6 protein-coding genes and 1 pseudogene are annotated in these 12,757 nt (G+C 44.4%); 4 read left to right on the top strand and 3 right to left on the bottom strand.

Features of this window, described 5'->3' with window-relative positions; all coding sequences use genetic code 11:
• The first annotated feature begins 110 nt into the window (after positions 1–110).
• A complete protein-coding gene (locus JMX83_RS14190; protein ID WP_201603080.1) occupies positions 111–1,547 on the top strand; it encodes a hypothetical protein in 1,437 nt (478 codons plus the stop codon).
• 203 nt (positions 1,548–1,750) lie between these two features.
• Here JMX83_RS14190 and JMX83_RS14185 read toward each other — a convergent pair whose 3' ends face one another.
• Positions 1,751–2,266: a Spy/CpxP family protein refolding chaperone gene (locus tag JMX83_RS14185; RefSeq protein WP_201603078.1), complete on the bottom strand. Its 516-nt coding sequence runs from the start codon at positions 2,264–2,266 to the stop codon at positions 1,751–1,753.
• A 275-nt stretch (positions 2,267–2,541) separates the two neighbouring features.
• Between JMX83_RS14185 and JMX83_RS14180 the strand changes: the two genes are divergently transcribed.
• The 3 genes from JMX83_RS14180 (at position 2,542) to JMX83_RS14170 (ending at position 11,213) form a co-directional block, all read left to right on the top strand.
• On the top strand, positions 2,542–3,228 hold the full coding sequence (locus JMX83_RS14180; protein ID WP_201603076.1) for a response regulator transcription factor: 687 nt from the start codon (positions 2,542–2,544) through the stop codon (positions 3,226–3,228).
• On the top strand, positions 3,228–4,826 hold the full coding sequence (locus JMX83_RS14175; protein WP_201603073.1) for a sensor histidine kinase: 1,599 nt from the start codon (positions 3,228–3,230) through the stop codon (positions 4,824–4,826). Before JMX83_RS14180 ends, JMX83_RS14175 begins: the two co-directional genes overlap by 1 nt.
• A gap of 453 nt (positions 4,827–5,279) precedes the next feature.
• Positions 5,280–11,213 (top strand): ESPR-type extended signal peptide-containing protein, encoded by a 5,934-nt coding sequence (locus tag JMX83_RS14170; RefSeq protein WP_201603071.1) that lies wholly within the window; start codon positions 5,280–5,282, stop codon positions 11,211–11,213.
• A gap of 215 nt (positions 11,214–11,428) precedes the next feature.
• Here JMX83_RS14170 and JMX83_RS14165 read toward each other — a convergent pair whose 3' ends face one another.
• Positions 11,429–12,610: an acyl-CoA dehydrogenase family protein gene (locus JMX83_RS14165; RefSeq protein WP_201603069.1), complete on the bottom strand. Its 1,182-nt coding sequence runs from the start codon at positions 12,608–12,610 to the stop codon at positions 11,429–11,431.
• 46 nt (positions 12,611–12,656) lie between these two features.
• A pseudogene (locus JMX83_RS15505) lies at positions 12,657–12,757 on the bottom strand (IS30 family transposase); the annotation flags it as partial.

The raw sequence follows: 12,757 nt of genomic DNA, 5'->3' as shown, positions 1-12,757 counted from the left end.
TTCTCTCCCATTGGTCATCACGTAGGGCATGTCGTCTTGTCATAGTCATTGAGCTCAAATTCCTAAATACGATCTAAGTATAGCTTATTCTGAAATATCCATGCTAATTGATGACACGCCCTAGTACGGCTAAAAAGACATTAGCGACTGCATTACAAAAACAGCGCCGCCAATCGTTCAGCTACCATAGTAATATCGAGATCAGTAATCATCAGCAGCTTGCCGCCGCACCTGGCACGCAAATAGTGGCATCAGATTATGTAGATGCACATTGCGAAGAGACGCATGACCAAGCCTATGCGGCATTGATCATGCAGGCAGAAACACAAAACAAAGATATTTCAGCTGCGGATTACGATGACAAGCGTGATGCTCTCAAACAGTCTTATTTTGAGTGCGTCGATGCCTACCATGCATGGGATGATCATCAGTACGATAGTGATGTCAAGGTTGCGCCAGATTATCAGGCACTATTTGACAATTATGAAGACAAACCAAAGCCGCTAGATATCAAAAAAGCGCAATTGCTAGATGAGTACTTGCTAAAACCGTTATCTATCAATGCTCAAGGCATCTATCAGCCGATGGCAGGCAAGGCGACGATGCTCGCCAGCGCTCAGTATCAAGCGCGCAATCATCATAGCAGTATCAATCAGCCTGTCTACATCGACCTGAAAAATGGTGATATCTACCTATGGGCAGATAACTTTGCGATGTTCAATTCTGAGCTATTAGACGATAAGCTCGGTACAAAATGGCAAAACAAATGGCTCAAAATAGCGATTGATGATGGAACGCTCCCTAAAGGATTCGGTAGTGAGGTGATAAAAAGCCACTTTGCTGCGTTGGATCTGACTTATGAGGCGACGCCTGTTAGCCAGTTTAGCTATGTCGCGCCTAATACGCTTGCATCGCTGTCTCCCAAGTTGCCTGCGCATCAGCTATCAGCAATGCTCTCGACTGACCAAGTGATTCGCCGAGTACAAAGTTTCGATAGCTATCAAGACGATTATCAAAACTATCTGCAAATCTTCTACAAGCGCATTAGCCAAAAATATCCAGAGCTGGTCAAAGAAGCCGAGCCTAGGACAGCCTTTGAGACGATTCAAAGCTCAAAGGAGTTCACTAGTAAAGCGATGGTACAAACAATACTGGCTATGATAAATGCTCAAATAAATGATGAAGACAAGGCGGTATCTAAAGCCGCTGCAAACGCTACAGTAGAAGAGCTATATGGATTTGACAAAGGTGGTCAGCTCAAATGGCAGCATCTGCACCGCCAATTAGATAACACTGGCAAAACTGCGTCAGATAAAAGTATGACAATAGATGTCTTGCAGCAGTATTCTGCTATTAATGGCAAAGATAAAGCATTTCCGAATCTGCCAAATAATGTTCAATCACCGAACGCCAGCAATAGCATTGATATGCGAGAATACGGCCCTGAGCTGTTGCAATATTATCGCGATGGTAACGGTACCGCAGTGGGTAAAATGATCTTTACTATATTGCCAATGGCGAAAGCTCGCTTTGATGCGATTGAATAATTCACAGTTGGGTAATTACTAGCTAGGCTCACTGAGTTTTGAGTAGAACGATTTTATATTAAAAAAGCGCACCGTTTATACGATACGCTTTTTCTATACAAGTCACTATTTTTCTATGCAAATCACTAAAACTTCATAAATGGTTATGGGCACTAATCAGATGGCTAGTGACAGACGGTTAGTGACAGGCGGCTAATAACAAGTTACATACCTTGATGATGTGGTTTGCCATGGCCTTTGCGGTCTTTTGAGTGCTTACGACCTTTTTCTTGTCTTTCTGATTTGAGCTGTTCCATTTTTGCACGCTGCTCAACAGTCAACACCTGAGAGATGGCATGCTGCGTTTGGACGCGCTCAATAAAGCGCTGTTTTGCTTTTGCCGCTTGCTGATCGGCCAAACGATTTACCGCCGCATTGTTCAATGTACTTGCATTGGTCAGTGCTTGTATTTGTTGTTCCATTTGTGCGCGTTCTGCTTGGTTTTTTGCACGGTCAGCAGTACGATCGCCATGTTTTTCCTGCATGATGGCTTTGATTTGCGCTTGCTGCGTCGCTGTTAGATCCAGTTTTGACATTGGGCCTCTCATGGCGCCGTCTTTATGGTTCTTTTGCATTTGATTCATTGGCGCGGTGTCAGAGGCTGCATTGACACTAGAACATGCTGTCACAGTAAATACGCTAGAAGCTGCTAATACTGAGCCCAATAATAATTTTTTCATGATGACATCCTTTAATTACAGTGAGTTTGGTTAAGTAAACACTAAAGTCTTATCTTGCAAGCATCGCGTTTTAAGCGCTATTAATCGTTGTGATTAGTCGTCTTAAAAGTGCAGGTCTTGCGGTTGATAGAAGCTATCTTACGGCAGTTAAAGGTTACGAACATTTATGAAGTATTAAGAAAGGTAACGTTTATAGCGAATTGATATGCGCTTGCCTGATAATATGGGCAAGTAAATGAATGAAAGCCAATTAAAATCATGGAAAGGAGGTAAGTGTGCCAAATATATTGATAGGTGATGATGATGAAGAATTGACTCAGTTACTACAAGAGTATTTGCACAACCATGGTATTCATTGCGACTGTGTCCATGATGGGGCGGCAGTTATACAACGATTGAAGGCGGTGGCGCACGATGACTCTGCTTATGATTTGCTCGTCCTCGATATCATGATGCCAAAAATAGATGGGCTAAGTGTGCTGCGGCAACTGCCAAATATCAGTGATATCCCCGTGATTATGCTGACGGCAAAGGGCGAGGAGATTGATCGTATTATTGGTTTGGAGTTGGGCGCTGACGATTACATCACCAAGCCCTGTAACCCCCGCGAGCTACTGGCACGTATCAATGCTGTGATTAAGCGTACCAACACGACCACGTCTGAGCATACGCCGCTACCAGAGAGTCGCTTGCATCTTGATCAAAATCAGCGTGTTTGTGAAATAGATGGCGTAGCATTACAAGTGACGGGAACAGAGTTTGACTTACTCGTGGCGCTGCTCAAGCAAAAAGGGGAAGTGGTCAGCAAAGCATGGCTGTCAGAGAATGTCTTGCAGCGTGAGTTGCAGCCTTTTGATCGTAGCCTTGATGTGCATGTGTCTCGCCTGCGCAAGAAACTTCAGCCTTTTCATGACGAACCAATAAAAGCGGTGCGTGGTAAAGGCTATCAACTGGTGCTCTAATGATAAAAACTTCCAGTAATCCCGTCAAATCACCGAAATTCAAAGTGCGAATCACGCTGTTTTGGCGTTTATTCCTGAGTCTATTACTGACGATACTAATTACCTCACTATTATCCATTATGGTGGAGCGTTGGCTGGCTGAAAAAGAGCTAACGGCTCGTATGGATATACAAATTGAGAGTCTATTAATTCAGCGTCAAGAGATGGTCGATGCGCTGCGAGTGGGTGATTTGATAGCTGTCAGGCAGATGTATCGTCAAGATCGACGCCTCATGAGTCAAATCAGAGTCTACGATGAGCAAGGCGCTATTATATTTCCGCGTTATCGGGACAGAGACGAGCGTACGCAAGGACGTGGGCAGAGCGGGCAGCAGTCGATGGAACGTGCCATGCAGCAACCACTGCCGTCACCGCCTAGAGCTTACGATAACAATAAACCAATCAATCCGAATGATGAGATACCCACAAAACAGCCTTCTGTTTTGCACGAAATATTAAAACCAATAATGTCGAGCAGTGCTGCAATAGCGGATATTGATGCGCGTCCTGAACTGGCAGACATCTCGGTTGAACTGCCTGATGGACAGTCAGTCATTATACAGTTGCGCCCGCACCTACGTTTTGCAGATGTGGTGGAGCTACAGCATGGTAATTTTCCCATACGTTTACTATTGATTATTGCCTTTAGTGTGTTGGTTTGTGTCTGGCTTAGCCGTACATTGACTCAGCGTATTGGACGTGTGCAGAGTACCGTGCACCGTATGATTGATGGGGATTATCAAGCCAATCCAGCGCTGTCAAAAATGGGTGATGATGAGCTGGGACTACTGGCCAAAGACGTGGCTCATTTATCAACGAGACTGGCTGATAGTGAGCTGGCGCGTAAACAGATGCTCAGTGATATCTCGCATGAGCTGCGCTCACCGCTCGCGCGTCTCGATGTTGCAACTGAGCTGACTCGTGATTTTGCACCCAACGCTCATCGTTATTTAGACCGTATTGACAAAGAGTCTGCGCGGATGAATGAGTTAATTGAGCAAATCATCCATATTCAGTCCTTACAAATGCAGCAATATACGATTGATAATTTGGAGAGCGAAGCTGTCGATTTGTCCGAGATTATCAGTGACATCGGGCAGGATGTGTGTTTTGAGTTTCAGCATAAAGAGGTCAGATGGCAGTGGCAACCACCTGAATATTCATTTTCCAATGATTTAAAAAGCGCTTGGACAGTACAAGGCAATCAAGAACAATTATATAGCGCACTTGAGAATGTTGTTCGCAATGCTTTTATGCATACGGCAGCGGGCTCAACGGTCATCGCTGAGATGAAAGCGGTGCAGATAGATAATAAGATGCCTGCAATTCAGATTACCATCACGGATGAGGGTGGCGGTGTCGCGGATGAGGATTTAGAACGTATTTTTCAACCATTTGTCCGTCTCGACACGGCTCGTCATCGTGATACGGGCGGTTATGGGTTGGGGCTGGCCATTGTTCATGCTGTAGTGATGGCGCATAAGGGATATATCAACGCCCATAATCGACGAGATGGTGTACTAGGGTTGGTGGTGCAGATAGTATTGCCGATTAAATAGTAAAATTTATCATGAGGAAAAAGTTTAACGTACCAGTAGATACTTTTCATGGATTGATGTTCTATGTTCTATAAACATTAAGACAGCGATATTAAAAGAAACATCAAAAGAAATTATTAGAATATTGATCGTAAATCAATATGGGAGTATTTATATTCATTTATTGCCATAAATATATTTGTTTGTATGAATATAATAGATGAACGGTATTAAATCCCAGATGAACGGCATTGTTACTCTATATATATTCGGTAATACTAATATATATAGAGAGTGATACAGAACTTACAAAACAAAACGCCTCATTTATCGAACATTAACACCAGTAACATTTAACAAGGTTTCATTATTATAGATTCATAACTCGTTTTATTTGGTCATATCAACTCTCTTGCAAGATGGATTTTATCTCTGATTTTTTAAATCTGACAAATCTGTAAGGGAGTATACATCATGAACCGCATCTATAAAGTCATCTGGAATGAAGCCTTAAATTGTTTTACCGCAGTCGGTGAATACGCAAAAGGGCGTGGCAAATCTTCCAAATCTAGTGTTAGCTCTAACGCTACTATCAATACCACATCCAATATATCTGCTATCAAGACATTACGCTTAAGTGCCATGGCGCTTGGGCTATTGACGGCTGGTTTTGGTATGCAGGCAAATGCAGTTGGTACTTACTTCGCTGGGGATGATCCAGCACCTAAGATTTATACCAATCCGTTGTATCATCAAACTTTGACAGTTCAAGGTGGCGAGACAGTCATTGGCGACTCAAATACTAAGAATATAAGCGTCACGGCTGATCAATGGGATAAATCACTGACGATAAAGCTCGATAAAACTATTGATTTAGGCGCTGATGGCAGTCTCAAAACAGGTGATACTTTGGTTGATAATTCAGGTATTACGATTACAGCAAGCAATCCAATTGATAACGTCGTACTGGGCAACACTGGTTTAAATAATGGCGGCAATCAAATTACAAACGTCGCAAGTGGTGTGGGTAATGACTCCAATGCAGCAAACATCGGTGATCTGAACAATGCAGTCGCCGCTAACAAAACCAAGTACTATAGTGTCAACTCAACTGCTGTTGGCAATGCCAATAACGATGGCGCAACCGGACCCAATGCTATGGCGATGGGCGGTAATGCTAGTGCTACTGGCGGGCAAGCCATTGCAATTGGTAGCGGTGAAAGTGGACAGAATACTGCTGCACTAGGTGAGCAGTCCATTGCAATTGGTGCTAATGTGGTGTCAAGAGGCGGCTCATCTATTGCCATTGGTGGCGATGATCTGAATGCGGCATCTGAAGCAAACCTTGATGGCACAGCTAACATTGGCAAAAATACAGGTACCGTTAATACAGTGTTTAAATCTTATACTGGTCGAGATCTTGTTGAGCCAGCGTATTATGCGAGAAATACTGAAGCTGCAGGTGCCGCTTCCATAGCCATTGGGGCAAAAGCGCTGTCTGAAGGCGCATTATCTACCGCAATTGGTGTGCAGTCCTCTTCATCTGGTGTTGCGTCTTCTGCCTTTGGTATAGGTGCATCAGCGAGCAAAGATGGTTCTGTGGCTCTGGGTGCAGGAGCATTTGGTAATATTGAGGATGGTGTGGCTTTAGGTTCCAAATCGCTCGCTAACCGTGCTGCTACTGGTGCACAGGGACAAGTATTTGTTCCAACCTCAGCGAATGGATTAATGATTGAATCTACTAGGAGTGTAACGCTCGGTGCCGTATCGGTTGGTACAGGAGAGGATGGTGGAAACCGTCAGATCGTCAATGTTGCAGCAGGTAGTCAAGACAGCGATGCAGTGAACGTGTCTCAGCTAAAAGCACTAGACACTATCGTTGCTGGCATTGATTTCCCTATCCGCTCTAGTAGTACACAGCCATACACTACGTCAGTAACAGGCACTGATGCGCTTGCCGTTGGCTCTAATGCCAATGCAAACGGTAATAACTCAACCGTGGTTGGAGAGAATGCATTTGGGAACTCAAATGCAACCGTCATTGGTGAAGGCGCAAGATCTTCATTCAACGGCTTTGCTGGTGGTCAAGATGCAAAAGCAGGTGTTAATTCAGTTGCGATAGGGCAACGAGCCACAAACGGAACCGCAAGTCGTGCGGTTGCGATAGGCTACGAAGCCAAAGCGACTGCTCACGATACCGTTGCACTTGGTCTTGATGCGCAAGCTCAGGCTTTAGGCGGCGTTGCACTAGGTAAAGGTTCTAAAGCAAACGCTTTAAACAGTGTCGCTTTAGGTCAAAACTCTGTTGGCGCGGTACAAAGTGGCGCTTCATTCTTAACCAACATTGCTGCTGATGCCAATAATGGCACAGTCTCGGTAGGAGCTGTTGGAAGCGAACGTCGTATCGTCAATGTTGCAGGTGGCTCAGCAGATACTGATGCAGTGAACGTCTCTCAGTTAAAAGTGGTTACAGAAACGGCTAATAGAGGCTGGGACATCAGTGCACAAGGCAACAGTGCTACCGCAAGTACAGTAAAACCTGGTGACTCAGTTGATTTCAATAGTAAAAACAGTAACATTATCGTATCCAAAACAGCAAACAGTAATGATGTCTCATTCGAGCTTAACAACAACCTAGATCTAGGTAAGAGTGGTAGCGTGGAAATAGGCTCAAGTTCTCCTTTTGGACTGGGTAGCACAACGACACTTGATCGCTCTGGTCTAACAACAGGTAACTCATACTTTAGTACGACTGTAAATGGCTTAGGTGTCAGAACAGGTAATGGGTTAATCAGCACAACCGTTAGCAGCGTGGGTGTAGCAGTCTCAAGCCCTCTCTCTACGACCCTTATATCTAGTAATGGACTTAATATTATCGGCGGCCCAAGCGTGACCAAATCGGGTGGTATCAACGCTGGAAACAAAAAGATTGTAAATGTTGATGATGGTGAGAATCCAAATGATGCTGTCAATGTTAGTCAGCTCAACAGTTCATCTGCATCTGCTAGAACAGAGGTTGTCGCAGGTACTAACGTAGCCAGTGTGGACTTTTCAACTGACAATATTACAGGGCAAGATGTGTATACCGTCAATGCTAATGGTTCTAAAACCTCAGCAGGTTCTACAGCTATAGACGTAAGTGCTACGACGGATGCCAGTAATTTGACTGATTACACAGTTGACTTAAGCCAAGGCACTAAAGATAGTCTAATCAAAGCAGATAATTCAGTGCAGTATGATAACTTAGCCAAAACTAGTGTGACACTAGGTAGCATAGGTTCTACTACCCCCGTTACACTGACTAACGTCGCTGCAGGCGAGATAAGCGAAGATAGCTCTGATGCAGTTAATGGAAGCCAGTTATTTGAAACCAATACTAAAGTCGATAAAGGCTTCGCTCTGAAAGCTGCTGATGGTAATACCGTACAAAAGTCATTTGGTCAAGCGGTAGAAGTCGTCGGCTCTAATGACAATATCGACACAAGAGTGAGAAATGGCAAAATCGAAGTCAAGCTTAATAACGATCTTGATCTAGGCAGTAATGGTAGTGTCAGTACAGGTAATGTTGTGAATGGCACAAGTGTTAATCGCTTAGGCATCGTCACAGGCGGTCTACTCACAGGCGGCGTCACCACCGTCAGTGGAGCAGGTGTCAGCGTGACCGGTCTCAACCCCTTTAACCCGACTAGTGCCGCCCTAACCAATGATGGTCTCACTATCCTAAATGGACCAAGCGTGACCAAATCGGGTGGTATCAATGCTGGTAATAAAAGAGTTATTAACGTTGACGATGGCGTACAGGCTAAAGACGCCGTCAATGTCAGCCAGCTCACCAACGCCTCTGCTGCTGCTAGAACCAAAGTGCTCAAAGGAACGAACGTAGCAAGTGTGGACTTCTCAATTGACAGTATCACTGGTCAAGACGTCTACACCGTCAATGCAGATGGCGTTACTGCTTCAGCAGGCTCTTCCGCTGTCACAGTCACAGCTAGTGAAAAAGACGAGTCGACCAACATAACTGACTATGCCGTTGACCTAAGTGCCGACAGCAAAGCCAGCTTAGTAAAAGCTGATAGTGCCATGCAAAGTGTCATCACTCAAATCGATGGTGAAGATGTCAAGACACTGACCAAAGATAACAACACCGCTAACTTCCTCACAGGAGACAACATTGTTCTTAGTGCTGAAGAGGGCGGTATAAAAGTTGCTACAAAAGACGAGGTTACTTTTACTAGAGTCAGCTTCGTTGACAGTACAGTCCGTTTGAGTAGTGAAGGACTTGATAATGGTGGTAATAGAATCACTGAGGTTGCTGATGGTGAAGACGATACAGATGCCGTTAATGTTAGACAATTGAATGCAACCAACAGTACAGTCGACTTGGGATTGGACTTTACAGGAGACGATACCGCAGTTGTCGTCAATCGTAAATTAGGTCAAACCTTAACGATCCAAGGCGGCGCGACAGAGTTGACTGAGAATAACATCGGGGTGGTCGCTGATGAAGAAGGCAACCTAAACGTTAGATTGGCTGAAGATGTAATGCTTGGTAGAGATGGTAGCGTAAGAATGGAAAGCACAGTACTTAACAATGCAGGTGTCACCATCACTGATGGTCCTAATCAGACCATTACCTTAAGCAACGAAGGTCTTGATAATGGTAACAACAGAATTATCAAGGTTGGTGAAGGTATTGCGCCAACTGATGCTGTCAACTTTGCACAGCTCACAACGACCAATAACGAAATTGCCAAAGGTATCAAAATTGGTGATGGCAATAGCGACAACGACCAGCAGTTTGCGCTAGGCGATACGATCAATATTACTGGTGATAGTAATCTGACCACCACAGCTTCTGCAACGGGTGTCCAAGTTACGCTCAACAATCAGTTGGACTTGGGCGACGAAGGTCGTCTGCAAATAGGCAATAGCATCATGAATAGCACAGGTTTTACCTTTGTTGATAATGGCATGGGTAGAACCGTCAGACTAAGCCGCACTGGTCTTGATAACGGCGGCAACACTATCCGCAATGTTGGCAGAGGCGAGCTAAATTCTGATGCCGTAAACGTCGGACAACTAAGAGAAGTGACCACTGCCTTGGATCGAGGTTGGGATATTACTGCTCAAGGTGACATTGCTACTCAGGTAAGACAAGGAGATGCAATCGATCTTAATAGCAGAGACGGTAATATCAAAGTATCTAGAACCTTAATCAATAATGGGGCTGCTCTTGATGCTAATACAGGCCTAGCTGCTGTACCTGCTGGCGCTAATGATATTAGCTTTGATCTAAATCCAGACATCAGCGTCGTTAGCGTCACAGCTGGCGATACGACCATCAATGATAATGGACTCACGATTGCAGGTGGTCCTAGTATCACAAAAAGTGGTATTGATGCCGCTGATAACAAGGTTACCAATGTCCAAAACGGCGAAGTGACTGCAGAAAGCCAAGATGCTATCAACGGTAGTCAGCTCTATGCACAAGGCACTGGTATCAGTAGCATCATCGGTGGCAACACGGTCTATAATCCTGACGATGGTACTTTTACCAACAGCAATATTGGCGGAACCGGTCAAAGTAATATCGATGGTGCGATTGCTTCTATTAGACAAGGCACGATAGAAATCAATGAAAACGTACAGGTCAATACAACTAATATCACCAATAACACAACCGATATTGCGGCCAACACCACAAATATTGCTACTAATACTAGCAATATCATGACCAATACTGCCAATATTACGACCAACACTACCAGCATCAAGACCAACACGAATAGGCTCGATGCTGGGCTCAATTTTGGTGCCGATAGTGGCGCTACCATCAACAAGCCAGTTGGAGATGAGAGTGTCCTAAGCTTCACAGGTGGTAATAACATCACCACCACCGCAGAGGGTAGTAACATCAAGTTTGATTTGAATGGTAATATTAGCGTCGATAGTGTCACAGCTGGGACAACGGTTATCAATAGTAGTGGCATTACTATGCAAGATGGGCCAAGTATGACTGCTCAAGGTTTATATGCAGGCAATCAACGTATGACTGGTGTTGCCGAGGGTGTCGAGGCAACAGATGCTGTCAACTACAGTCAGCTTAGTGCACTTGATAGTCGACTCAATAACAACATGAACGATCTTGGCTACAGAATCGATGAAGTAGAAGACGATGCCAATGCAGGTATCTCAGCTGCGATGGCAATGTCTGCACTACCTCAGGCCTTTATCTCAGGTAAGTCACTCATCGGTGGCGGTGTGAGTACATACAATGGAGAAAGTGCAGTAGCGATCGGTTTTTCCAAACTCTCTAACGACGGTCGCTGGGTTATCAAGGTGAACGGCACGGCAGACACTCAAGGCAACGTCGGTGGCGCGATTGGCGCAGGGTTCCATTTTGACTAAAGAGGCTGCTCAACTGTAACTGTCAATAAGATATAAAAAGCAAGGCATTAGATGTCTTGCTTTTTTATGGGTGAAGAATAGATTTTCAATACAATGAAGCTAGGGGTAATCAGGCATTATCAATGATTTGTTTGGTTTCTACGCAGCGACTGAGCAATAACAAGCGCTTGTAATATCTATTTTACAAGCGTTACTGTTTATCGCAAAAGCTGTTCTTATACTCTGAACATTGCCCCATTTGGTGTTAATCCGACATAAGCCATACCTGCTTGATTCATCCAATGGGGTTGAATGATGCCGTGCTGTAAAATCGCATGAATATCTCGATGCGCTCTTTCTATCTTATGTTTTTTATATAATGAGGCGGTACCAGCAACGGCATAAATCTCAGATACCATCAATCTGGCTTCTCTTGCCCCCTCGCAAGCTGCTGCCCATACATCAGCAAGTTGCACGTCACTAAAAGGTTTTTGTTGCTGTGATTCTTCCCATAATGTTTCAACACTATGATGCAGCTGTAAGCGTCTAGATGCCAATAGTGTTTTACTCTTTGCAATAGTGGCTTGTACGGTTGCACGGTCGCGTAGATCTGGGCTCTTACCGGGCGTCACTTTCTCAAGACACATATCAATTAAGTCATCCATGGCTGCTTTTAAAACACCTAAGGACATTGCAGCACAGCCCGCAGCGTTGATACAACCGATAGGTAGGCGACTATAGGCGTTATCTAAAGCTACGGGACTATCGAAATCAACAACATACTCTTTTTTTACCAATGCCTTTTTTATGACGATATCGTGGCTACCTGTACCGTTTAAGCCACCTACATGCCAAGTATCAATGACTTGTACATCTTCTTTTGGAATAAAAAATAGTTTCAAATTTGCGTCCGGTCCTAGGCTGGTAGGCGAACCTTCTGAAATGACTAAGCAACGTAATACAAACCAATCTGCCAGCTGACACCCAGATACAAGCGTCCATTGCCCAGATACCAAGTATCCCTCATCAACTGTGTGCGCCACACCCTCGGGGCGGGCAGAATTGGCATAAATATGAGAGGGGTCGCTGTATACCTCTTTCATACTGGACTCGTCCAAAAATCGACCGAACGTACAGGCCAAATGGTTGTTCCAAACGATCCAAGCAACCGAGGCCTCAGCGCTTGCTAACGTCTCATAAGCTTTTAGAGTTTCTACGGGATTCCCTTCCCATCCCCCTAAAGACTTTGGTAGCCCCATTCTAAAAAAAGATAGCTCAGAAAGCTTCTTGACCACGGCTGGCGCAACCTTTCTAGTATTTTCTGTCTCTTCTCTAGATAGGATTGCTAACTTAGAAATCTCATTGGCTGCATCAGATGGTAGGGTGTTCGTTGTCCCTGCTAAAGATATGTCGTTCATATGGCTCAACCTTATTATAACTTAGATTAACACACCAAGTGCAACGCTAATTAATATTATAGAACGCCTGCATAGGCGTTTTAAACCCTAAGCGTTTTCTTGGTCTGTTATTTAGTTTGTTCTCAATGTCCTGCATCTCATCATCAG

The sequence above is a fragment of the Psychrobacter piscatorii genome (genome assembly GCF_904846415.1).
GTDB classification, from domain to species: domain Bacteria; phylum Pseudomonadota; class Gammaproteobacteria; order Pseudomonadales; family Moraxellaceae; genus Psychrobacter; species Psychrobacter piscatorii.
The sequence above is the reverse complement of the archived record's forward strand: the minus strand, read 5'-3'. Positions and strand labels throughout refer to the sequence as shown.

Bases quoted from the DNA above. Each gene is read 5' to 3' on its own strand.
- JMX83_RS14190 (WP_201603080.1), top strand. From the start codon at position 111: ATGACACGCCCTAGTACGGCTAAAAAGACATTAGCGACTGCATTACAA.
- JMX83_RS14185 (WP_201603078.1), bottom strand. From the start codon at position 2,266: ATGAAAAAATTATTATTGGGCTCAGTATTAGCAGCTTCTAGCGTATTT.
- JMX83_RS14175 (WP_201603073.1), top strand. From the start codon at position 3,228: ATGATAAAAACTTCCAGTAATCCCGTCAAATCACCGAAATTCAAAGTG.
- JMX83_RS14170 (WP_201603071.1), top strand. From the start codon at position 5,280: ATGAACCGCATCTATAAAGTCATCTGGAATGAAGCCTTAAATTGTTTT.
- JMX83_RS14165 (WP_201603069.1), bottom strand. From the start codon at position 12,610: ATGAACGACATATCTTTAGCAGGGACAACGAACACCCTACCATCTGAT.